We start from the raw sequence: 21,680 nt of genomic DNA, 5'->3' as shown, positions 1-21,680 counted from the left end.
ATCAGCTCAAGGCCACCAGGTCGTGCACCGAGTCGAGTGGCAACATGCCGTCGACGACCGCGGTGACCTCCATGCTGTTGAGCGTGATCGCGCCGTTGTGGTTGTCCAGAAACGCGGTGTCCGCGGCGTCTCGGCCGGTGGAGATCCGCACCATCGATTGGCGCGGCGCCAGGCATGTCGCGTCGACGACCTGCCAGGCGCCGTCGACGAACGCTTCGGCGACGGCGTGAAAGTCCATCGGGTCACAGCCCGGCGCATAGACCGCGACCAAACGCGCCGGGACGTTCACCGCGCGCAGCAGTGCGATCACCAGATGCGCGTAATCGCGGCAGACGCCGGCGCCCGCGAGCAGGGTGTCGACGGCGCCGTCGGTCGGATCACTGGATCCAGGAACGTAATCCAGCCGTGTCCCCACCCACGACGACACCTTCTCCAACACCGTGACGGAGTTCGCGTACTGGCCGAATTCGGTGGCGGCGTAGCCGAAGAACTTGTCGGCTTCGGCGTAGCGACTGGGCCGAAGATACGTCGAGAGGTCGATATCGCGCACGGGTGGCGGATCGGTCCGGCCCTCGATGGTGGCCCGATAGGAAGCGGTCACCGAACCCTCGCCGGCGTCGAAGCGGTGAATGCGGGTGCCGTGGTCGCCGATGATCTCGTCAGGGCTGATGAGTTTTCCGTTGACGCGGTATTCCAGCGATTCGGTGAGGTGTGCCCCTGGAGCCGGGGCGACCGCGATCTGGAACTCCAAAGTCGTTGGCGCAGTGACCGTCACGTCGATCTCGGCGCCGACGTCGCGCTTCAGCACCGCGGTACTGTCGCTGGAACCCGCATCGCGCACCACCTTCGCTGGAATCGTGACCTACTCTAATCGCGCAGTGCGGATGGCGCTCAGCGGGAGCGGTGCGGTTATCGAGGGTGTTGGCGGAAGAACTGCCAGATCGTGTCAGTCGCGTCCAAAGCCGTCGACGGCGGCGGTAGACCGGCGATCTCGTCCACAACGGGATTCGCGATCCCGCCTGGCCACTGATGACCGGCGCCGGCGATAGTTATCAACTCAACGGTTCGTCGCTCGGGGCAGTCGGCGCGCTGAGTCGTGACGTCCTCGCGGTTCGACGAAACCGGCGGCGCGCACCCGTCGATCGTGCGCCAGTTGGCGTTGACCGACTCCACAGAGGGTCCGTCGACGTTGGGGGCACCTGAGGCGGTGCGTGCTTTGCCAGGGCCCCCGCCGTACGGTACGCGGTCGTCCGCGGTGCCGTGGATCTGCAGAACGGAGGTCGGTGACGGATCGGAACACTGGGCCAACAAGGTGCCGGCAACCGGTGCGATCGCGGCGAAAAGATTGCTCTGGCAAGCCAACCGAAGCGCCATCATGGCACCGTTCGACATGCCGGTGGCGAATACGCGGGTGGTGTCGATCGGGATCTGCTGTTCGATCGCGCCCACCATGGTGGTGAGGAATGTCACGTCGTCCACGTTGGATCGGGCCGGGCGCCCGCAGCATGAGCCGGCATTCCAGGCCCGGTCCAGTCCGTCAGGATAGGCGACCAGGAAGTGCCCGGCGTCCGCCTCGGCGTCCCAGTGGTAGGCGCGTTCGGCTTGTGCCCCGTCGCCGTATCCGCCGTGCAACATCACCACCAGTGGCGCCGGCCCGGACAGCCCGTCTGGTCGGTAGACGTGGAACGAACGGGTCAGGCCGTCGACGGACAGCGAGTGGATGGACTGACCGACAGGGAGGTCTCGCGTCGGGCCGATAGGGGTGCCCGTCGCGCGACCGTCGCCGAGGCAGCCTCCCGCCACCAGGACGACGACGGCGATCACGCCGATCGTCAACATTCGAGTGGCAGGGGTCGGCACGTGACCCATCTTCGCGTGCGGCGGGAGAATTGACAAGGCGCTTGTCAAAAAATGGCGCGATGGCACACTGGTTCGTCGTGACAACGCGATCCGTGCCCGAGTCGACGTGGCAGCCCACCGTGCCGGCCCTGGTGCAGATGCTGGCGGCCAGCGGCGGCCCTCGGCTGCGCGCGGCGTTCGCCGCCGCGGGACTCGATGGTTTGCGACCGGCACAGGCAGTGGCCCTGGTGCCGCTGGCCCAGGGCGCGCTGCACGCCTCGGCACTGGCAGATCGGCTTCAGGTGAGCCGGCAAGCGGTCGCGCAGGCCATCAGGGCTCTGGAAGCGCACGGGTACGTCGTGCGATCTCGCGATGACGCCGATGCGCGGACGCTGCGTATCGCGTTGACACCGCGCGGTGGCGAGGCTTTGCGCGTCATGCGCGCCAATGCCCTTGCTGTCGAGGAACATTGGGAGCAGGTGCTCGGAGCGCGACGCCTTGCCGAGCTGCGCGACATCCTGCAGGCGCTACTTGACTGTTAGCTGTACAGCTGCACCCGCACGATCGCGCTGCCCGGCCACACCGTGCGGGTGCGGACCCGCTGCCACTTCTCCCGCCACCGCAGCCCGGCGTCGACGTTGTTGACGCCGGGAAGGGGTAGCAGCGGGACGAGGTTGTACTGCCAGCCGTAGCGCGCGTGCAGCTGCCGGTTCGCCTGGTCGGCCTCGGCGCCCGACAGCACGCTCGCGTGCCCGTCGTACGCGGGAGCGGAGTCGGGCACGCGACCCTTGTAGTCGCACACCCGCAGCTGCACCCGGGGGTCGTTGACGATCCGCGTGGTCTTCGGCCCGACCTTGGTGCGGAACACCAAGGTGGTGCCGTCGAGGTGGAACCAGATGGGGGTGTCGACCGCTCTGCCGTCCCGGCGGTAGGTCCGCAACTGTGCGTAGCGGCTGGCGCGCAAGGTATCCACATCAGCCATTGAAGGACTTAGAGTTGGCTCCAAGTCAAGCAGCCCGGGAAGGTGTCCATGACCACTGCGCTCACGATCGGCGATGTCTCTCGTCGCACCGACGTGGCGGCGACCACGCTGCGCTACTACGAGAAGATCGGGCTGCTGCCCGTGCCGTCGCGGGCCGGCGGGCAGCGCCGCTACGACGGCGCAGTGCTGACCAGGCTCGAGGTCATCGGGCTGTGCAAGGCCGCTGGGTTCAGCCTCGACGAGATCGCCGTGTTGTTGCAGGACGCGGCGCCCGGGCGGCCGGCCAGCCGCGCACTGGCCGAGGCGAAGCTTGCCGACATCGACGCGCAGCTGGCGACGCTGGCTCGGGCTCGCGGCATCATCGAATGGGCGATGGCGTGCACCTGTCCGTCGATCGACACCTGCACGTGCGGGATTCACTGCGACGAGGGAAAACCATGACCGATGACACCGCGAACGAGTCCCGGCACATCAGCGCTTGGATCAACCGGCCGGCGCTCGACGTCTATCGCTACGCATCCGATCCGGCTCACCTGCCGCAGTGGGCGGCCGGCCTGGCGACGAGCGAGCTGACCCAGGTCGGCGACACCTGGGTCGCGCAGTCACCGATGGGGGAGATCACGATCGAGTTCACCCCGGCCAACGATCTCGGCGTGCTCGACCATGTGGTGAATCTGCCGTCGGGTGAGCCGGTGTTCAATCCGCTGCGCGTGGTGCCTGCCGGCGACCAGTGGTGCGAGGTGGTGTTCACGCTGCGACGCAGGCCGGAGATGTCGGACGACGACTACGCGGCTGACGCGACCGCGGTGGCCGCCGACCTGGCGACCCTGAAACGAGTTCTGGAGCGTTAGCGCCTACGGCGCAGCCCGAACGCCAGCCACACCGCGGTCGAGGTACCGGCGGCCAGCAGCACAGCGGGCGCGGCGCTCTTCGTGACGACCCCGATGACGGCGAAGACGATCAGGCCGAGCACCAGCGCGACGAGCTTGTAGCGCGGCCACGGAACACCCGCGATCTGCACCGGATCCATGCTCGTCATGGCTCAACTATACCCGCGTTTTCGGTGACCCGAAACCTAGGATTCGGCGACGCTGGCTTTCGGGTGCGACGGCAGCACTGCCAGCACGAATACCGCCCCGGCCAGGCAGATCCCGGCGGCGGTGAGACACCCGGCCTGCAGGCCCGCGAGGAACGCGGTGTCGACCGCGTTCCGTACCGCGCCGGCGAACGGCGGGGGTGCCTGGCCCGCGACCGCGAGCCCCTGGGCCAGCCCCTCACGCGCGGTCGACTGCGCGGCCGCCGGCAATCCGCTCACCGACGGGCTGTCGGCCAGGTGCCGGATGTAGAGGGTGGAGAAGATGCTGCCGATGACCGCGACCCCGAGGGTGCCGCCGACCTGGCGGGTGGCGTCGTTGACCGCCGATCCCGCGCCGGCCTGTTCGGGCCGCACCACGCCCATGATCGAGTCGGTGGCCGGTGCGGTCGTCAGTCCCAGGCCGCCGCCCAGGAGCACCATCTGCATGGCCATCGTCGGGTAGGTGATCGCGAGGTCGCTGGCCGCGATCCAGCCGAACGATGCGGCCAACAGCAGAAGGCCAACGAAGACAACGGCTTTCGTGCCGATCCGGGTCACCGCCAACCGGGTGCCCAGGATCGAGCCGACGGCGATCGACAGGGCCACCGGCAGGATGCGCACGCCGGTCTCCAGCGCACTGTTGCCTTGTATCAGCTGCATGAACTGGGTGATCAGGAAAATGAACCCGAACAGGGCGAAGAAGGCGACGGTCACCGCGCAGCTGGCGGCGCTGAATCGCAGGTTCGTGAACAGGCTGATGTCGATCAGCGGGTCGGATCGGCGGCGTTCCCACCAGGCGAAGCTCACCGCGGCGATCAATGCGACGGCGAACCCGCCCAGGGTGGGCGCGCTGGTCCACCCGCGGTCCGGCGCCTCGATGATCGTGTAGACCAGGGCGCCGAGCATCACCACCGACAGCACGAGTCCGCCCCGATCCAGCCGATGCGCCTGGCCGAGCGCTGTGGCAGGGATGACGAACAGGGCGGCCAGCGCCGCGGCCAGCGCGATCGGCGCCAGCGCGAGAAAGAGGCTGCCCCACCAGAACACCTCGAGCAGAGCGCCGCCCAAGATTGGCCCGATGGCAACGCCCAGTCCGGTCACCGCACCCCAGACCCCGATGGCCGCCGCGCGGTGCCGGGGATCGCGGAAGGTGTCGGTGATGATGGCCAGCGTCGTCGGGTAGATCAGCGCCGAGGCGACGCCCATGACCAGCCGCATCCCGATCAGCGGTCCGGTCGACGTGCACAGGGCGGCGCCGATGCTGCCCGCGGCGAACAGGGTCAGGCCGGCGATCAGGGCGCCCCGCCGGCCGAACCGGTCACCGATGGTGCCGCCGGCCAACACCAGCGCCGCGAACGCCAGGTTGTAGGCGTCGACGATCCACTGCAGCGCCTGGGTGGAGGCGCCGAGGGCTGAATTCAGCGTCGGCAGAGCAACATTGACGATGGTGGTCTCGACGTTGATCGCCAGAGCGGCGACCAGCACGACCGCGAGTATCGCCACCGGCCGGGTTCGTCGCGCGGCGCCGAGTCGAGTGGGGAAGGCCGGAGTGTCGACGGACATGGGCAACGCACCTTTATGTTTACGGCGATAACATCTCGGAGCATTCCAGTCGAAGTTAACGCTGTCAACATGGGCTTGGAGCAGGCCTACCTCAGGCTGTCGCCGAACGCGTCGAGCAGGCGTTCGGTGATCAGCTGCTGGCGGTCGGTTCCCGCCATACCGAGCGGGCCGTCCAGGAACAACGTCGCAGCGCCGTGCACCGCGGCCCACGCGGCCTCGTCGAAGCCGTCGCGCCGGGTCGCGGCGAGCATGCCTGCGGCCACCAGGTCGTCTATGCAGCCGCGGAGGATCTGGAAGGGATGGCGCCCGGGCGGGACCGTCTCCTCGCTGGGCTCGGTGCCATCCGGGGCGAACGCGGTGCGGAAGAGCCCCGGCTCGGCCACGGCGAAGTCGATGTAGGCCTGACCGGTGGCGCGGAAGCGGGCCAGCGCACGGTCGGTCGGTCGCCCCTCGTCGGGGACGTGCTCAATCGCCTCGACCATCGCCGCCCCGATCTGGGCCATGACGTTGGCTTTCACCGCGGCCAGCAGCGCCCGCCGGTCGGCGTAGTGCCGATAGGCGGCCGAGTTGCTCACGCCGGCCAGGCGCTGGACGTCGCGCAACACCACCGCGTCCGGCCCACCCGCCCGAGCTAGTTCGACGCCGTGGTCGAGCAGGGCCTGTCGCAGGTTTCCGTGGTGGTAGGAGGCCGTCGCCATGTTGACAAGTGTTACATCGCCGGAGCAGTTCTCACACCGGCGTCGCCGATGATGTGAGCGCGGTTTATCGTCGCGATAACGCGCCTCGGCGCCGCCCGTAATGTCCGCCCGGCACTGTTGCGCCGTGGATTCCGGGAGAGAGTGCGCCGACCACATCCGCACCGCCTGCTCGTATTGCGGCGTCGGATGTGGCATCGAGGTGCGCACCACACCCGGCCCAGAAGGTCCGGTCATCGCCAGTGTTGTCGGTGACCGGCTTCACCCCACCAACGCCGGTCGCCTGTGCACCAAAGGCGCCACGCACGCCGAATTGATGGGAAGCACGGACGGCCGCGCGATCAGTGCCCTGATCCGGCCCGCCCGCGGCGAGGAATTCGAAGCCGCCTCCGTCGACGATGCCGTCGCAGCGGTCGGCGCCCGACTGGCGGACATCGTGGCGCGGCACGGCCCGGACTCGATCGCCCTCTATGTTTCCGGTCAGATGTCGCTCGAGGCGCAGTACCTCGCCACCAAATTGGCGAAGGGTTTCATCCGCACAGTCAACATCGAATCCAACTCGCGATTGTGCATGGCCAGTGCCGCGACCGGCTACAAGCAATCGCTCGGAGCCGATGGGCCGCCCGGCTCCTACACCGATATCGACTGTGCCGATCTGTTTTTCGTCATCGGCGCCAATATGGCCGACTGTCATCCGATTCTGTTCCTGCGGATGGCCGATCGCCTGCGGGCCGGGGCCAAGCTGATCGTCGTCGACCCGCGGCGCACCGCCACCGCGGACAAGGCGGACATCTTCCTTCAGATCCGGCCCGGCACCGACCTGGCATTGCTCAACGGGTTGCTGCACCTGCTGGTGGATTCCGGCGCCATCGACACCGATTTCATCGCCGCCCACACCGAGGGCTGGGCGGCGATGCCCGAATTCCTGGCCGACTATCCACCGGCCAGGGTCGCCAAGATCACCGGCCTGTCCGAGGCCGACATTCGCTGTGCGGCAACGATGATCGCCGAGGCCGGCGAGTGGGTGTCGCTGTGGACCATGGGGCTCAACCAGAGCACCCACGGCACCTGGAATACCAACGCGATATGCAACCTGCACCTGGCCACCGGCGCGATCTGCCGCCCCGGCAGCGGTCCGCTGTCACTGACCGGTCAGCCCAACGCGATGGGCGGCCGCGAAATGGGGTACATGGGGCCGGGATTACCCGGTCAGCGCTCGGTGGCCTCCGCCGGGGACCGATCGTTCGTCGAGGCGATGTGGGGTCTCGAGCCTGCGACCATCCGCACCGAGGTGAACCGCGGGACCATCGACATGTTCGAGCGGATGGCCGCCGGTGACATCAAGGCCTGCTGGATCATCTGCACCAACCCGGTGGCCAGCGTCCCGAATCGCGCCGCCGTGATCGACGGTCTGCGGGCTGCCGAACTCGTGGTCACCCAGGATGCCTACGCCGACACTGCGACCAACCGGTTCGCCGACGTGGTGCTGCCCGCGGCACTGTGGGCCGAGTCCGACGGCGTGATGGTCAACTCCGAACGGACTCTCAGTCTTGTTCGGCAGTGTGTTTCGCCGGTGGGCCAGGCCAGGCCCGACTGGCAGCTGATCTGCCAGGTCGCCGCCGCGATGGGATTCGGTGCACACTTCGACTACCGGTCCAGTGAAGAGATCTTCGACGAGATCCGGGGGTTCGCCAATCCCCGGACCGGCTACGACATCCGGGGCGTCAGCTATCAGCGGCTGCGGGAAAAGCCGGTGCAATGGCCGTGCCCGCCCGGCGACACCGACGACCGGCATCCGATCCGCTATCTCGCCGGCGGAGCGCTGACCTTCGCGACCCCGTCCGGCCGTGCCGTCTTCCATGCCCGGCCGCACATGGAGCCGCACGAGTGCCCCGACGACGGATTCCCGTTGTTGCTCAACACCGGCCGGCTGCCACACCAGTGGCACACCATGACCAAGACCGGTCGGGTGGACACGCTCACCCGGCTCGACAACGGCCCCTTCGTCGAGATCCATCCCGCCGACGCTGCCGCTCTCGACATTGTCGACGGCCAACGAGTGGCGGTGTCCTCGCGGCGCGGCCATGCGGTGCTGCCCGCCGTCGTCACCGACCGGGTACGGCCCGGAAACTGCTTCGCGCCTTTCCACTGGAACGACGAACACGGCGACGGCATCACCGTCAACGCGGTGACCAACGATGCTGTCGATCCGCACTCGTTGCAGCCGGAACTGAAGGTGTGCGCGGTGCGCCTGCAGCCGGTTGGTGCGCCCCCGGTTCAGGCGCAGCCTGACCGAACGCAACTGGCGGGCACCGGACCGGTGGTGCTGTGGGCCTCGCAGACCGGCAACGTCGAGGACCTCGCCACCCGGCTGGTGGATGAGTTTGCGGCACAGGGCATTGACGCCGAACTGGCGGCGATGGCCGATGTCGACCCGGCCCGGCTGGCTGGCCTCGAGAACGTGTTCGTCGTGACGAGCACCTTCGGTGACGGCGGCCCGCCGGACAACGGTGCCGAGTTCTGGGACCGGCTCAACGCAGCGGATGCCGCCGTCCTGGACGGGTTGGAATTCGCCGTCCTGGGCATCGGCGACCGTTCCTACGGCCAGTTCTGCGGCCACGCCCGCGCACTGGACGCCCGGCTGGCCGAACTCGGTGGGCGGCGGCTTCTCGACCGCCGCGACACCGAGATCCACGACGACGACACCGTGGCGGCCTGGATCCGGCGCATCGTCACGCTCGTCAATCCTGCTGCGGTGCCGTCGATCCCGACGGCCTCGACGCCGAAGCGGTTCACCCGCGCCAATCCCATCCATGCGAAGCTCAGTCGCAACCTCCGGCTCACGCCCCGTTCGGGGGCCAAGGAGGTGCGGGAGTTCGGCTTCGACATCTCCGAGCACGACGTCGGCTACTCGGTCGGCGATTCGCTGGGAGTCATGCCCATCAACGATGACGACGACGTGGCGGAATGGCTTTCCGTCACCGGGTTGTCCGGTGATGACGTCGTCGAGGTCGACGGGGTGCAGTGCTCACTGCGGGAAGCGCTGACCACCAGCTACGACATCTGCCGGCTCACCCCGAACCTGGTGACGTTCCTCGCCGACGCCGCGACCGACAAGGCGGTGGTCAAACACCTGCGATCGGCGCTCGCCGACCTGGAGTCATGGCGATTGGGACGCAACGGAATCGATGTGATCCGCGCCTTCGGGGTGCGGGCTGCCGCCCCGCAGTGGCAGGACGCGCTGGTGCGGTTGGCGCCGCGGTTCTACTCGATCTCGTCGAGCCCGCTCATCAGCCCGCACGAGGTGCACCTGACCGTGTCGGTGGTGCGCTACGACGGACCGGACGGTGCTCGGCGTGGGGGAGTGTGTTCGACCTATCTGGCCGACCGGGCGGCCGACGCGGCCACTCCGATCTTTCTCCAGCGCTCCCCGCATTTCCGCCCGCCGCAGGACCGTTGCGCCCCGATCGTGATGATCGGTGCCGGCACCGGCATCGCGCCGTTTCGCGGGTTCCTGCAGGAGCGTCGCGCCCTCGGCCACACCGGGCGCAACTGGTTGTTCTTCGGCGACCAGCACCGCGCTGAGAACTTCTACTATGCCGACGACCTGACCGGCATGGTCGCGGACGGCTTCCTCAGCCGGCTCGACCTCGCGTTCTCCCGTGACCAAGCCAAGCGAATCTATGTGCAGAACAAGATGATCGACAACGGGGCGCTGCTCTGGGGTTGGCTGCAGGACGGAGCGCACCTGTACGTGTGCGGTGACGCCAACGGCATGGCGACCGGCGTGGACGCCGCGCTGACCACCATCATCGCCACCCATGGCCGCCTTAGTGCCGAAGCCGCCCACGATTACAAGCGCGAACTCGTCGCCACCAAGCGCTATCTGCGCGACGTGTACTGACCTCACCGCGGCTTAGTCGAGAAAGTGAGCGGGTTGTGACATCAGGATCACCGCACAGGTGCGAAGGCGCAACAAAGAATTCCTACCGTGAACGCATGCAGACTTCATCCACCCGCAGCGGCTACGACATCGACGACTGGGACGCCGAAGACGTCGAAGCCTGGAATGACGGCGGCTCGAAAATCGCACGCCGCAACCTGATTTGGTCGATCTTCGCCGAGCACGTCGGATTCTCCGTGTGGTCCATCTGGTCGGTCATGGTGTTGTTCATGCCGCAGAACGTCTACCACATCGACGCCGCAGGAAAGTTCTTCCTGGTGGCTGTGCCCACACTGGTGGGTGCCGTGCTGCGGATCCCCTACACGTTCGCCACCGCCCACTTCGGCGGCCGCAACTGGACGTTGTTCTCGGCGCTGGCGCTGCTGCTCCCGACGGCGCTGACGTTGTACTTCATGGCACACCCGGGCACGTCGTACACGACCTTTCTGATCGTGGCGGGTTTCGCGGGACTGGGCGGCGGCAACTTCGCCTCCTCCATGACCAACATCAACGCCTTCTATCCGCAGCGATACAAGGGCTGGGCGCTGGGCCTCAACGCCGGCGGCGGCAACATCGGCGTTGCCGTCATCCAGCTGGTCGGGCTTCTGGTCATCGCGACCGTCGGCAACGGATCGCCGCACCTGGTCTGTGCGACCTACCTGGTGCTGATCGCGCTGGCCGCGGTGGGTGCGTCGATGTTCATGAACAATCTCACCAACCAACGCAGCGACGCACGATCGCTGATCGACGTTCTGGCGCATCGTGATTCGTGGCTGATCTCACTGCTCTACATCGGCACCTTCGGATCGTTCATCGGATTCGGCTTCGCGTTCGGGCAGGTGCTGCAGATCAACTTCCTTGCCGGACTGGCGCACGGCGGCCCCGTCACCCCGGCCATGACCGCACAGGCCTCCCTGCATGCCGCCCAGATCGCTTTCATCGGACCGGTTCTCGGCTCGCTGTCGCGCCCACTGGGTGGGTGGCTGTCGGATCGCTTCGGCGGTGGCAAGGTCACGCTCTACACGTTCTACGCCATGATCGCCGCGGCCGGCTGTCTGGTCGCCGCCGGTGAGATCGATGATGCGACCCCGGGACCCGCGACGGGTGCCACGATGGGCGCGTTCATCGCCGGATTCATCGCGCTGTTCATCTTGTCCGGCATGGGCAACGGCTCGGTCTACAAGATGATCCCGTCGATCTTCGAGGCCAAGTCCCGCGGCATGAACCAGTTGAGTGCACCGGAACGTAGCGCGTGGTCACTGCGGATGTCGGGTGCGCTGATCGGGATCGCCGGTGCGATCGGAGGTCTCGGAGGGGTCGGCGTCAACATCGCTCTGCGGGCGTCCTACCTGTCCCCGGCGAAATCCGCCACCATGGCCTTCTGGGTGTTCCTCGGCTTCTACGTACTGTGCGCCGCGATCACCTGGGTGGCTTACGTGCGGAGGCCGAAGACGGCCGGCGTCCTCGGAACCGAGACCCCCGCGGTCAGCAGCGCCGCAGCCGTCGCATGACCGCCCCCGGACGGACCGTCGTGGTCATCGGCCACGGCATGGTCGGCCACCGGTTCGTCGAGGCGCTGCGGGATCGTGATCGCGACGGAAGCTGGCAGGTGGTGGTGCTCTGCGAGGAGCCCACCGCGGCCTACGACCGGGTCGGGTTGTCCTCCTACATCGACGGATGGGACCGAGCCAGCTTGGCGCTGTCCGGAAATGACTACGCCGGAGACGCATTGGTCGACCTGCGGGTCGGTCAACCGGCCATCGCGATCGACCGGGATGCCCGCGAGGTCGTCACCTCGACAGGGGAACGTGTCGGCTACGACGCGGTGGTTTTGGCCACCGGCTCGTATCCCTTCGTGCCGCCCATCCCCGGCAGCGATCTGGATCGGTGCTTCGTCTACCGCACGCTCGAAGACCTCGATGCGATCCGCACTGCGGTGGCGGCGACCCGGCCCGGAGCAACCGGCATCGTCGTCGGCGGTGGCCTGCTCGGGCTGGAAGCGGCCAACGCGCTGCGCATGCTGGGCCTGACTCCGCACGTGCTGGAGCGGTCCCCGCGGCTGATGCCCATTCAGGTCGACGACGGTGGTGGGGCGCTGCTCAACCGGCTGATCACCGAGCTCGGCATCGTCGTGCACACCGACGTGGCGTCCACCGACATCGTCGACAACGGTGACGGCATCACGGTGGCACTGTCCAACGGCGAACAGCTCGACGCCGCGGTGCTGGTCTTCTCCGCCGGCGTGCGCCCGCGTGACGAGTTGGCCCGGGACTGTGGTCTGCCGATCGCCGAGCGCGGTGGAGTGCTGACCGACATCAGTTGCGCCACCGGCGATCCCAGGGTGTACGCGATCGGTGAGGTGGCGGCGGTCGAAGGCCGCTGCTACGGCCTGGTCGCGCCCGGCTACACGATGGCCGAGGTCGTGGCCGACCGGCTGGTCGGCGGTACCGCCGAATTCCCGGGTGCCGACCTGTCCACCAAGCTCAAGCTGCTCGGTGTCGACGTCGCGAGTTTCGGCGACGCGCACGCCAGCACACCGGGTGCGCTGGAGGTCGTGCTAAACGACGCCGTCAACCAGACCTACGCCAAACTTGTTGTCTCCGATGATGTGTCGACCTTGTTGGGCGGCATCCTGGTCGGCGACGCGAGCGCCTACTCAACCCTGCGCCCGCTGGTGGGCCGTCCGCTACCCGCCGACCCGGCGACGCTGATCTCGCCGGCCGGCGCCGAGGTCGGGGTCGGTGCGCTGCCGGACGACGCGCAGATCTGCTCGTGCAACGCGGTGTCCAAACACAGCATCTGCGGCGCCATCGCGGACGGCGCCCATGACGTGCCGGCGATCAAGTGCGCGACTGCTGCCGGAACCTCCTGCGGCAGTTGCATTCCGATGCTCAAGCGCCTCCTCGAATCGCGGGGTGTCGCGATGTCGAAGGCGCTGTGCGAGCACTTCCAGCAGTCCCGTGCTGAGCTGTTCCAGATCGTCGCATCGACCGGTATCCGGACCTTCTCGGCGCTGATCGCCGAGTATGGGACCGGTACCGGCTGTGACATCTGCAAGCCGGTGGTCGCGTCGATCCTGGCGTCGACGTCGTCGGACCACATCCTGGACGACGACACGGCCGCACTACAGGACACCAACGACCATTTCCTGGCCAACATCCAGCGCAATGGCACGTATTCGGTGGTGCCGCGACTTCCCGGCGGTGAGGTCACTCCGGAGCAGCTGATGGTGATCGCCCAGGTGGCACAGGATTTCGGCCTCTACACCAAGATCACCGGCGGCCAGCGGATCGACCTGTTCGGTGCCCGCGTCGAGCAGCTGCCCCAGATCTGGAAGCGTCTGGTCGACGCGGGGATGGAATCCGGGCACGCGTACGGCAAGTCGCTGCGCACAGTGAAGAGTTGTGTCGGGTCGTCCTGGTGCCGCTACGGCGTCCAGGACTCGGTCGCGATGGCCGTCGCGCTCGAATTGCGTTACCGGGGATTGCGTTCGCCGCACAAGATCAAGATGGGGGTATCGGGCTGCCAGCGCGAATGTGCTGAGGCTCGCGGCAAGGACGTCGGCGTGATCGCCACCGAGAAGGGCTGGAACCTCTACGTCGGCGGCAACGGCGGCGCCAACCCCAAGCATGCGCAGCTATTGGCCGGCGACCTCGACTCCGAATCCCTGGTCCGCTACATCGACCGGTACCTGATGTTCTACATCCGCACCGCAGACCGCTTGCAGCGCACCGCCGTCTGGCAGGAGACCATCGACGGTGGGCTTGATCACATCCGGGACGTGGTGTGTACGGACTCGTTGGGAATTGCGGCGGATCTCGACGACGCGATGGCGCGCCACGTCGAGGGCTACTCCGACGAGTGGGCGGGCGTGCTGAACGACCAGGAAAAGCTGGCTCGCTTCGTGTCGTTCGTCAATGCCCCCGACGAATCAGACCCGACGGTCGCGTTCGACGAGAGCGGCCCGCGCAAGGTGCCGTTGCTGCTCGGTTTGCCCCGGCAGCGTCAACGCGGCGGAAAGCCGCGCGTAACAACGGCGAAACACGACCCCTCTATCAAGGTCTCGGAGGCTTGAAACCATGACAGTTCTTGCAGATACCCGCCTGGGGCTCGACCTCGATGTGTGGACGCCGGCCTGCCCACGCAGCGCGCTGCTGGCCGGGCGCGGCGTCGCGGTGTTGCTGCCCGGCGGTGAGCAGGCGGCGTTGTTCTTGCTGGCGGACGGCACCCTGGCCGCGGTTGGCAACATCGACCCGTTCGGCCGCGCCGCGGTCATGTCGCGCGGCTTGGTCGGGGACCGGCGCGGTGAGCCCACGGTGGCTTCACCGCTGCTCAAGCAGGTGTTCTCCCTGGTCGACGGTCGCTGCCTCGACGACGAGTCATACGCGCTGCCGGTCTACGAGGTCAGGGTGGTCGATGGATTCGTCGAGATCAGAAGTCGCTGACCCGCTGGCCGGTTTCACCGTCGGGGTGACTGCCGCGCGCCGGGCCGAAGAGTTCATCACGCTGCTGGAGCGGCGCGGTGCCGCGGTCGTGCACGCCCCGACGATCCGGATCGTGCCGCTGGTCGACGACGTCGAACTGCATCGGGTGACAGAGCACCTCATCGCCGAGCCACCCGATCTGGTCGTCGTGACCACCGGGATCGGGTTCCGGGGTTGGGTGGAGGCCGCGCACGGCTGGGACGTGCACGACGGTCTGCTCGACGCCCTGGGGTCGACGCGCATCCTGGCTCGCGGGCCCAAGGCGCGGGGCGCCGTGCGGCAGGCCGGGCTGTGTGAGGAGTGGAGCCCGGAGTCGGAGTCGTCGGTCGAAGTGCTGGAACGGCTGCTATCCGAAGGCGTGGACCAGCTGCGGATCGCGGTGCAGTTGCACGGGGCGGCAAGCGAATGGGAGCCCGACACCGACATCTGCGACGCGCTGACCCGGGCCGGCGCCCAGGTGGTGAAGGTGCCGGTGTATCGCTGGGAACAGCCCGAGGACACCCGGCGCATCGACCAGCTGATCGGCATGATCGTCAACTCCGACGTCGACGCGGTGAGCTTCACCAGCGCGCCCGCCGTCGCATCTCTACTGGAACGTGCGAAAGCCATTGGCGCCCTGGACTGTCTGATTACCGCGTTGCGCAACAACGTCGCGGTGTTCTGTGTCGGTCCGGTGACGGCGACCCCCCTGGCCCGGCTCGGTATCGAGCCCCGCTCACCGCAGCGCTACCGCCTCGGCGCGCTGGCGCGGCTCATCGCCGACGAATTACCCTGCCTGGCAAAGAAATACAGTGCCGGGGGGCACCGCATCAGCGTGCGTAGCGCCAGCGTCGAGGTGGACGGTGAGCTCAAGGTGCTGCCGCCGGCCGGCATGGCGTTGTTACGGCGGCTGCTGGTGGCACCCGGTCTGGTGGTGTCCCGCGAGGAGCTGCTCGCCGAACTGCCCGGCGGCGGCGGCGACACCCACGCGGTCGAGACCGCGATGGCGCGGCTGCGTTCGGCGCTGGCCGCCCCGCGGGTGGTCCAGACCGTCGTGAAACGCGGCTACCGGCTCGCCGTGGATGTGGAAGCGACATGACACCCGAGCTGATCCTGGTCGCCCACGGCACCCGAAATCCGCAGGGGCTGGCCACCGTCACCGAGATCGCATCGTCGGTCGCCGAACACGTCGGCCCGGTGCGTACCGCGTTCGTCGACGTCCTCGGCCCCAATCCCCGCGAGATGCTGTCCGAGTCGACGGTCCCGGCGATCGTGGTGCCGGCCTTCCTCGCCTCGGGCTACCACGTCAACACAGATCTGCCTGCGCGGGTCGCGGAGAGCGGCCACGCGTGCGTCACCATCACCGCCGCGCTGGGACCTGATCCGGTGCTGGCCGAGATCCTGCGCACCAGGCTGCTCGACGTGGGCTGGACGCCCGGTGACGCGGTGGTGATGGCGGCCGCCGGGTCCTCCGATCCGGCGGCCCGGCGCGAACTGGTCCGAGCCGCGGTCCTGCTCGGCGATCTGGTGGGCGAGGTGCACCTCGGTTTCGTGGCCACCGGCGCTCCGACCGTCGCCGACCTGGTGGGCCGGATCCGAGCGGCCGGGCGGCGGGTGTTCGTCGCCTCCTACCTGCTGGCGCCCGGCGTGTTCCACACCAGGCTGGCCGGTTGCGGTGCGCACGGAGTGACCGATCCGCTGGGCGCGCACCCGGAACTCGTTGCGCTGTTGGCCCGCCGGTTCGCGCTCACCCCGATTCCCGCATTCGGCCCTGGTGGTGGCACCATTGATCGGTGTCCGCTGAACTGACCCAGGATTCTCGAAGGACGCCGCTGACCCCACCCATCTCAGCGGCCGACATCGATGAGGCCGGTCAGCGAATTGCCGACGTGGTCAGCCAGAGCCCGCTGCAGTACAGCGACCGGCTTTCGCAGGCCACCGGCGCCGAGGTCTACCTCAAGCGCGAGGACCTGCAGAGCGTGCGGTCCTACAAGGTGCGCGGTGCGTACAACCTGCTCAAACAACTCTCCGACGCCGAAATCGCGGCCGGAGTGGTGTGCTCGTCGGCCGGCAATCACGCGCAGGGCTTCGCGCTGGCCTGCCGGTCGATGGGCGTACACGGCCGGGTCTATGTACCGGCCAAGACCCCGAAGCAGAAGCGCGACCGCATCCGCTATCACGGTGGGGAGTTCATCGACCTGATCGTCGGTGGGGCGACCTATGACCTGGCAGCGCAGGCGGCTCTCGACGATGTCGCCCGTACCGGCGCCACCCTGGTTCCGCCCTTCGACGATCTGCGCACGATGGCCGGCCAGGGCACGATCGCCGTGGAGATCCTCGCCCAGCTCGACACCGAACCGGACCTTGTGATCGTTCCGGTCGGCGGTGGCGGCTGCATCGCGGGAATCACCAGCTACCTGGCCGAGCGGACAGCCAACACGGCGGTGCTGGGCGTCGAGCCCGCCGGCGCGGCCTCGATGATCGCGGCGCTGGCCGCCGGCGGGCCGGTCGAGCTGGACCACGTCGACCAGTTCGTCGACGGCGCGGCGGTCAAGCAGATCGGTGCGCTGCCGTATGAGGCGCTCGCCGCGGCGGGCGACATGGTGTCGGTGACAACGGTCGACGAGGGTGCGGTCTGCACGGCGATGCTGGACCTGTACCAGAACGAGGGCATCATCGCCGAGCCCGCCGGCGCGCTGTCGGTGGCCGGGCTGCTGGAGGCCGGGGTCGAGCCGGGGTCGACGGTGGTGTGCCTGATCTCCGGCGGCAACAACGACGTATCCCGCTACGGCGAGGTACTCGAGCGGTCGCTGGTGCACCTCGGCCTCAAGCACTACTTCCTGGTCGACTTCCCGCAGGAGCCGGGCGCACTGCGCCGGTTCCTCGACGAGATCCTCGGCCCGAACGACGACATCACCCTGTTCGAGTACGTCAAGCGCAACAACCGGGAGACCGGTGAGGCGCTGGTCGGCATCGAACTCGGCTCGGCCGCCGGGCTGGACGGGTTGCGGGCCCGGATGGATGCCTCCGGCCTGCACGTCGAGCCGCTGGAGCCCGGCTCGCCGGCCTACCGGTACCTGACCTAGCCGGCGCGCGTCACCACAACCGAGTGCCCGGGCAACTCGGTGCCGTGCGCGCCCACCACGGGCTCGCCCCACGCCAACGCCACCTCACCGCCGATCGGCACGCTGACGGACCGCTCGCCGAGGTTGCAGGCGATCGCAATATGCCCGCGCCGCATCACGATCCAGCGTTCGTCCTCGTCGAAATCGACAACCAGGTGCTGCAGCCACGCGTCGGCCATGTCGGGTTCGGTACGACGTAACGCGATCAGACCGCGGTAGAAGTCCAGCAGCTCGGCGTGCCTGCCCTGGTCGACCTCGTCCCAGTTGAGCTTCGAGCGCAGGAACGTCTGCGGGTCCTGCGGATCCGGGATGTCGTCGGCGTCCCAGCCATGGTCGGCGAACTCCGCCTTACGGCCCTCCGCAGTCGCCTTGGCCAGCTCGGGTTCGGGGTGCGAGCTGAAGAACTGGAAGGGGGTGGACGCGGCCCATTCTTCGCCCATGAAAAGCATTGCGGTGTAGGGCGATCCGAGCGCGAGCGCGGCCTTTACGGCGAGTTGACCGTAGTCCAGATTCTGCGACGGCCGATCGCCGATCGCGCGGTTGCCGACCTGATCGTGGGTGCAGGTGTAGGCCGTGAGCCGGGTGGCCGGGATCAGCGTCTTGTCCAGCGGCCTGCCGTGCCTGCGGTGCCGGAACGACGAGTAGGTGCCTGCGTGGAAGTAGCCGTTCAGCAGAGTGCCGGCCAGTGCCGACATCGAGCCGAAATCGGCGTAGTAACCCTGCCGTTCGCCGGATACCGCGGTGTGGATTGCGTGGTGGATGTCGTCGTCCCACTGCGCGGTCAGACCGTACCCGCCGCGATCGCGGGGCGTGATCAGCCGCGGATCGTTGAGGTCGCTCTCGGCGATCAGCGACAGCGGCCGGCCCACAACGGTTGACAGCGCGTCGGTTTCCGCGGCCATCTCTTCGAGGATGTGGATCGCGGTGTTGTCGACCAGCGCGTGCACCGCGTCGAGCCGCAGACCGTCGGCGTGGAAGTCGCGCATCCAGCGCAGGGCGCAGTCGAGGATGTAGCGACGCACCTCGTCGGCATCGGGTCCGGTCAGGTTGACGCCCTCACCCCACGGGTTGCTGACCGACGACAGGTACGGCCCGTACTTGGGCAGGTAGTTGCCGGACGGACCCAGGTGGTTGAACACCGCGTCGATGAGCACGCCGAGTCCGCGAGCATGCGCGGCGTCGATCAGGCGCACCAAACCGTCTGGGCCGCCGTAGGGTTCGTGCACCGCGTACCACAACACCCCGTCGTAGCCCCACCCGTAATCGCCGCTGAAGGCGTTGACGGGCATCAGCTCGACGAAGTCGACGCCGAGGTCCACCAGATAGTCCAGCTTCGGGATCGCGGCGTCGAACGTCCCTTCCGGGGTGAACGTACCGGTGTGCAGCTCGTAGATCACCCCACCCTCGACGGACCGGCCCGCCCACTGCGTATCCGACCACTGCGCGCAGGAGGGATCCCAGAGTTGAGAGCGCTCGTGCACACCGTCGGGCTGGCGGGCGGAGCGCGGATCCGGCAGCACCGTCGGGTCGTCGTCAAGGACGAAGCCGTACCGGGCGTCCGGTCCGGCGTCGACGTCGGCGCGCCACCAGCCATCGTCGTCGACGGTCATGTCATGCAGCTGCCCGTCGACGTCGAGGCGCACCTGCTTGGGCAGCGGCGCCCACACCGCGAATTCAGGCATGAGATCTCTCCAAGAGGACGACGGGCAGCTCGGCGAACAAGTCATCGGCCCGAGTCGGACCGGTCCACCGGTTGCCGGTCAGTCGGTCGGTCCACGTGCCGTCCGGCAACGGCAGGGTCGTGTCCCCCCAGCCGTCGTGGTGCAGCCGAACGGTCCAGCGGCTGACGGCGACCAGCACGTCGACGCCGCGCTGGAACGCCACGATGTGAGGTGCGGCGGTACCCTCGGCGAGCACCGGGCGGTAATCACCGGACAGGAACGCCTCGGGATGGTCGCGGCGGGCCTGCAATGCCGCTTGTACCACGCGAATCTTGCTGTGCGACAGCCGTTCCAGCTCCGCGCTGCGCTTCGGGTAGTCGACCGGCCTGCGATTGTCCGGGTCGACGAGGCTGTCCTCCCACAACTCGGTGCCCTGATAGACGTCCGGGATGCCGGGGACGGTGAGCGCCAGCAGCTTCTGGCCGAGTGCGTCGCTGTGGGCGTGCGGTTCGAGTTGCACGACGACTCCGGTGAGTTCGGTGGCGACCGGGCCGTCCAGGATCGCGTCGACCCAGGCGTGCACCGCGTCCTCGAACTCTGTGTCCGGGTCGTTCCACGAGGTGTGCCACATGGCTTCCCGGATGGCCTTCTCGGTGTAGGCATGCACGCGCGCCCGCAGCTCGTCGGTGACCTGCCCGTCGGTCGGCCACACGCCGAAGATGTTCTGCAACAGGAACAGTCCGGTGGCTGCGTCCGGCGCGGGCGTGGTGGTCTGCCAGCTGCCCACGAACTCGGCCCACAGCGACGGCACCTGCGACAGCACACCGATGCGCGCCCGCACATCCTCGCCGCGCTTGGTGTCATGGGTGGACAGTGTGGTCATCGACTTCGGCCACAGGCGGCCCCGGACCGCGGAGCTGCGATGGAATTCCGCGGCGCTGACGCCGAATCGGTGCGGCTCGCCGCCGACTTCGTTCAGCGACACCAGCCGGGCGTCGCGGTAGAAGTAGCAGTCCTCCACCGACTTCGCCGTCATCGCGCCGCACAGCTGCTGCAGCCGCGCGCCCGGCTCGCTGGAATCGCCGGCCAGCGCGGCCGACACCAGCTGCAGGGGCACGGTCAGCTCGGGCTGGGCGGCCACGGTGCGTGCGAAGGCGGTGGACAGCACCGCCGACAAGTTGAGGTAATCCGACCGGTACACACCGACTTCGGTCAGCAGCGCCGCCACCGCATCGGGCAACTGCGGATGATCGGCGCCGACGGCCGCCACGATCGCGCGGCACATTCGAGCGAGCTCGCTGGACAGCGTGGTGGTGGCGGTGCTGATCTTCAACTGCCGCAACAATTCCGGGGTACCGGCGTAGTCGAAACCTTCCGCGTCGACCAGTTCGGTCAGTGCCTCGGCGCCGGTGGGGTCGACGAAGATGCCGCCCACCTCGCGCAGTACGTCATAGCCGGTGGTGCCGTCGATCGGCAGCGTCGGATCCAGCGCCTCGTCCACGCCGAGGATCTTCTCGATCACGATCCAGGCCTGTGGGCCGGTCAATTCGCGCAACCATTCCAGGTATCCGGTCGGATCGGTCAGCCCGTCGGGATGGTCGATGCGCACCCCGTCGACCAGACCCTCGCTGAACCAGCGGGCCACTTCGGCGTGCGATGTGTCGAAGACTTCCCGGTCTTCCTGGCGCAGACCCGCCAGTGAGGTGATCGAGAAGAACCGGCGATAACCGCACACCCCGTCGCGCCACCCGATCAGCTTGTAGTGCTGCTGGTCGTGCACCTCGGGGCCCGATCCATCGCCGGTTCCGGGGGCGATGGGGAAGGCGAGGTCGCCGAGCCGCAACACGTCACCGTCGACCGTGAGGTCTTTCACGTCGCTGTCAGATCCCAAGACCGGCAACAGGATTCGGCCATCTGGATCGACAGACCAGTCGATGTCGAAGTACGTCGCGTAGGGGGACTGCCTGCCGTGCTGCAGCACGTCCCACCACCAGGGATTGCGCTGCGGCTGATCGACCCCGACGTGATTGGGGACGATGTCGACGACCAGACCGAGACCGCGTGCCTTGGCCGCGTCGGCAAGACGCGCCAGGCCTTCGGCGCCACCCAGTTCCTCGGAGACCGTGGTCGGATCGGTGACGTCGTAGCCGTGCGTGGAACCCGGCGCCGCGGTCAGGATGGGAGAGAGGTAGAGGTGGGAGACGCCGAGATCGTCGAGATAGGGGATGAGTTTCTCAGCGTCGGCGAAGGTGAACGCGTCGCCCGCCGAAGCGCCGCGCAGTTGGAGGCGGTAGGTGGACAGCACCGGGTAAGCCATAGCTGAGCCTGTTCCCG

18 protein-coding genes are annotated in these 21,680 nt (G+C 68.0%); 10 read left to right on the top strand and 8 right to left on the bottom strand.

Annotated elements, in window-relative coordinates:
- Window position 1: 1 nt before the first annotated feature.
- Together Y900_RS00520 and Y900_RS00515 are read right to left on the bottom strand one after the other, a co-directional pair.
- Window positions 2–805, bottom strand: a complete 804-nt coding sequence (locus Y900_RS00520; protein ID WP_036345428.1) for a transglutaminase-like domain-containing protein — start codon at window positions 803–805, stop codon at window positions 2–4.
- A gap of 104 nt (window positions 806–909) precedes the next feature.
- Window positions 910–1,839: a CE1 family esterase gene (locus Y900_RS00515; protein ID WP_036337762.1), complete on the bottom strand. Its 930-nt coding sequence runs from the start codon at window positions 1,837–1,839 to the stop codon at window positions 910–912.
- Window positions 1,840–1,997: 158 nt separating this feature from the next.
- Here Y900_RS00515 and Y900_RS00510 point away from each other — a divergent pair, with 158 nt between their 5' ends.
- Complete coding sequence (locus tag Y900_RS00510; protein ID WP_420329788.1) at window positions 1,998–2,381, top strand: MarR family winged helix-turn-helix transcriptional regulator; 384 nt, start codon at window positions 1,998–2,000, stop codon at window positions 2,379–2,381.
- On the opposite strand, the gene Y900_RS00505 is transcribed toward Y900_RS00510, so the two are convergent.
- Complete coding sequence (locus Y900_RS00505) at window positions 2,378–2,821, bottom strand: PPOX class F420-dependent oxidoreductase (protein WP_036337759.1); 444 nt, start codon at window positions 2,819–2,821, stop codon at window positions 2,378–2,380. The two genes, Y900_RS00510 and Y900_RS00505, sit on opposite strands and share 4 nt — an antisense overlap.
- A 48-nt stretch (window positions 2,822–2,869) precedes the next feature.
- Between Y900_RS00505 and Y900_RS00500 the strand changes: the two genes are divergently transcribed.
- Both Y900_RS00500 and Y900_RS00495 read left to right on the top strand, forming a co-directional pair.
- Window positions 2,870–3,262: a MerR family transcriptional regulator gene (locus Y900_RS00500; RefSeq protein ID WP_036337756.1), complete on the top strand. Its 393-nt coding sequence runs from the start codon at window positions 2,870–2,872 to the stop codon at window positions 3,260–3,262.
- Complete coding sequence (locus tag Y900_RS00495; protein WP_036337753.1) at window positions 3,259–3,672, top strand: SRPBCC family protein; 414 nt, start codon at window positions 3,259–3,261, stop codon at window positions 3,670–3,672. Before Y900_RS00500 ends, Y900_RS00495 begins: the two co-directional genes overlap by 4 nt.
- On the opposite strand, the gene Y900_RS00490 is transcribed toward Y900_RS00495, so the two are convergent.
- The 3 genes from Y900_RS00490 to Y900_RS00480 form a co-directional block, all read right to left on the bottom strand.
- A complete protein-coding gene (locus Y900_RS00490) occupies window positions 3,669–3,860 on the bottom strand; it encodes a hypothetical protein (RefSeq protein ID WP_036337750.1) in 192 nt (63 codons plus the stop codon). The two genes, Y900_RS00495 and Y900_RS00490, sit on opposite strands and share 4 nt — an antisense overlap.
- Window positions 3,861–3,896: 36 nt before the next feature.
- Window positions 3,897–5,459: an MFS transporter gene (locus Y900_RS00485; RefSeq protein WP_051659797.1), complete on the bottom strand. Its 1,563-nt coding sequence runs from the start codon at window positions 5,457–5,459 to the stop codon at window positions 3,897–3,899.
- An 86-nt stretch (window positions 5,460–5,545) separates the two neighbouring features.
- On the bottom strand, window positions 5,546–6,157 hold the full coding sequence (locus Y900_RS00480) for a TetR/AcrR family transcriptional regulator (protein ID WP_036337747.1): 612 nt from the start codon (window positions 6,155–6,157) through the stop codon (window positions 5,546–5,548).
- Between the two features lie 124 nt (window positions 6,158–6,281).
- Between Y900_RS00480 and Y900_RS00475 the strand changes: the two genes are divergently transcribed.
- The 7 genes from Y900_RS00475 to ilvA all read left to right on the top strand — a co-directional run bounded on the left by Y900_RS00475 (window position 6,282) and on the right by ilvA (window position 17,646).
- The gene (locus Y900_RS00475) at window positions 6,282–10,058 is read left to right on the top strand and encodes a bifunctional nitrate reductase/sulfite reductase flavoprotein subunit alpha (protein WP_237752464.1); all 3,777 of its coding nucleotides are present in this window, start codon (window positions 6,282–6,284) and stop codon (window positions 10,056–10,058) included.
- A gap of 95 nt (window positions 10,059–10,153) precedes the next feature.
- Window positions 10,154–11,608, top strand: a complete 1,455-nt coding sequence (locus Y900_RS00470) for a nitrate/nitrite transporter (RefSeq protein ID WP_036337744.1) — start codon at window positions 10,154–10,156, stop codon at window positions 11,606–11,608.
- Window positions 11,605–14,172 carry a nitrite reductase large subunit NirB gene (nirB, locus tag Y900_RS00465; RefSeq protein WP_081844940.1) on the top strand — a complete coding sequence of 856 codons (2,568 nt, stop codon included), beginning with the start codon at window positions 11,605–11,607 and terminating at the stop codon, window positions 14,170–14,172. The genes Y900_RS00470 and nirB overlap by 4 nt, the downstream gene beginning before the upstream one ends.
- Before the next feature lie 4 nt (window positions 14,173–14,176).
- Window positions 14,177–14,542 carry a nitrite reductase small subunit NirD gene (gene nirD / locus Y900_RS00460; protein WP_036337741.1) on the top strand — a complete coding sequence of 122 codons (366 nt, stop codon included), beginning with the start codon at window positions 14,177–14,179 and terminating at the stop codon, window positions 14,540–14,542.
- The gene (locus tag Y900_RS00455) at window positions 14,514–15,659 is read left to right on the top strand and encodes a uroporphyrinogen-III synthase (protein ID WP_036337737.1); all 1,146 of its coding nucleotides are present in this window, start codon (window positions 14,514–14,516) and stop codon (window positions 15,657–15,659) included. Before nirD ends, Y900_RS00455 begins: the two co-directional genes overlap by 29 nt.
- Window positions 15,656–16,369 carry a sirohydrochlorin chelatase gene (locus Y900_RS00450; protein ID WP_051659795.1) on the top strand — a complete coding sequence of 238 codons (714 nt, stop codon included), beginning with the start codon at window positions 15,656–15,658 and terminating at the stop codon, window positions 16,367–16,369. Before Y900_RS00455 ends, Y900_RS00450 begins: the two co-directional genes overlap by 4 nt.
- Window positions 16,354–17,646 (top strand): threonine ammonia-lyase IlvA, encoded by a 1,293-nt coding sequence (ilvA, locus tag Y900_RS00445; RefSeq protein ID WP_036337734.1) that lies wholly within the window; start codon window positions 16,354–16,356, stop codon window positions 17,644–17,646. The genes Y900_RS00450 and ilvA overlap by 16 nt, the downstream gene beginning before the upstream one ends.
- On the opposite strand, the gene treZ is transcribed toward ilvA, so the two are convergent.
- Together treZ and treY are read right to left on the bottom strand one after the other, a co-directional pair.
- Window positions 17,643–19,367, bottom strand: coding sequence for a malto-oligosyltrehalose trehalohydrolase (treZ, locus tag Y900_RS00440; RefSeq protein ID WP_036337731.1), 1,725 nt, complete (start codon window positions 19,365–19,367; stop codon window positions 17,643–17,645). The two genes, ilvA and treZ, sit on opposite strands and share 4 nt — an antisense overlap.
- Window positions 19,360–21,663, bottom strand: coding sequence for a malto-oligosyltrehalose synthase (gene treY, locus Y900_RS00435; protein WP_036337728.1), 2,304 nt, complete (start codon window positions 21,661–21,663; stop codon window positions 19,360–19,362). The genes treZ and treY overlap by 8 nt, the downstream gene beginning before the upstream one ends.
- Between the last annotated feature and the right edge of the window lie 17 nt (window positions 21,664–21,680).

The organism is Mycolicibacterium aromaticivorans JS19b1 = JCM 16368, from assembly GCF_000559085.1.
In the GTDB taxonomy this organism is placed as follows: domain Bacteria; phylum Actinomycetota; class Actinomycetes; order Mycobacteriales; family Mycobacteriaceae; genus Mycobacterium; species Mycobacterium aromaticivorans.
This window is presented reverse-complemented; position numbering and strand designations above follow the sequence as displayed.

Excerpts from the sequence above, each read along its gene's own strand:
- Y900_RS00510 (WP_420329788.1), top strand. The coding sequence starts at position 1,998 with ATGCTGGCGGCCAGCGGCGGCCCTCGGCTGCGCGCGGCGTTCGCCGCC.
- Y900_RS00450 (WP_051659795.1), top strand. The coding sequence starts at position 15,656 with ATGACACCCGAGCTGATCCTGGTCGCCCACGGCACCCGAAATCCGCAG.
- Y900_RS00495 (WP_036337753.1), top strand. The coding sequence starts at position 3,259 with ATGACCGATGACACCGCGAACGAGTCCCGGCACATCAGCGCTTGGATC.
- Y900_RS00490 (WP_036337750.1), bottom strand. The coding sequence starts at position 3,860 with ATGACGAGCATGGATCCGGTGCAGATCGCGGGTGTTCCGTGGCCGCGC.
- Y900_RS00515 (WP_036337762.1), bottom strand. The coding sequence starts at position 1,839 with ATGTTGACGATCGGCGTGATCGCCGTCGTCGTCCTGGTGGCGGGAGGC.
- Y900_RS00480 (WP_036337747.1), bottom strand. The coding sequence starts at position 6,157 with ATGGCGACGGCCTCCTACCACCACGGAAACCTGCGACAGGCCCTGCTC.
- Y900_RS00470 (WP_036337744.1), top strand. The coding sequence starts at position 10,154 with ATGCAGACTTCATCCACCCGCAGCGGCTACGACATCGACGACTGGGAC.
- Y900_RS00500 (WP_036337756.1), top strand. The coding sequence starts at position 2,870 with ATGACCACTGCGCTCACGATCGGCGATGTCTCTCGTCGCACCGACGTG.
- Y900_RS00505 (WP_036337759.1), bottom strand. The coding sequence starts at position 2,821 with ATGGCTGATGTGGATACCTTGCGCGCCAGCCGCTACGCACAGTTGCGG.
- nirB (WP_081844940.1), top strand. The coding sequence starts at position 11,605 with ATGACCGCCCCCGGACGGACCGTCGTGGTCATCGGCCACGGCATGGTC.
- nirD (WP_036337741.1), top strand. The coding sequence starts at position 14,177 with ATGACAGTTCTTGCAGATACCCGCCTGGGGCTCGACCTCGATGTGTGG.
- Y900_RS00455 (WP_036337737.1), top strand. The coding sequence starts at position 14,514 with ATGGATTCGTCGAGATCAGAAGTCGCTGACCCGCTGGCCGGTTTCACC.
- Y900_RS00485 (WP_051659797.1), bottom strand. The coding sequence starts at position 5,459 with ATGTCCGTCGACACTCCGGCCTTCCCCACTCGACTCGGCGCCGCGCGA.
- treZ (WP_036337731.1), bottom strand. The coding sequence starts at position 19,367 with ATGCCTGAATTCGCGGTGTGGGCGCCGCTGCCCAAGCAGGTGCGCCTC.
- treY (WP_036337728.1), bottom strand. The coding sequence starts at position 21,663 with ATGGCTTACCCGGTGCTGTCCACCTACCGCCTCCAACTGCGCGGCGCT.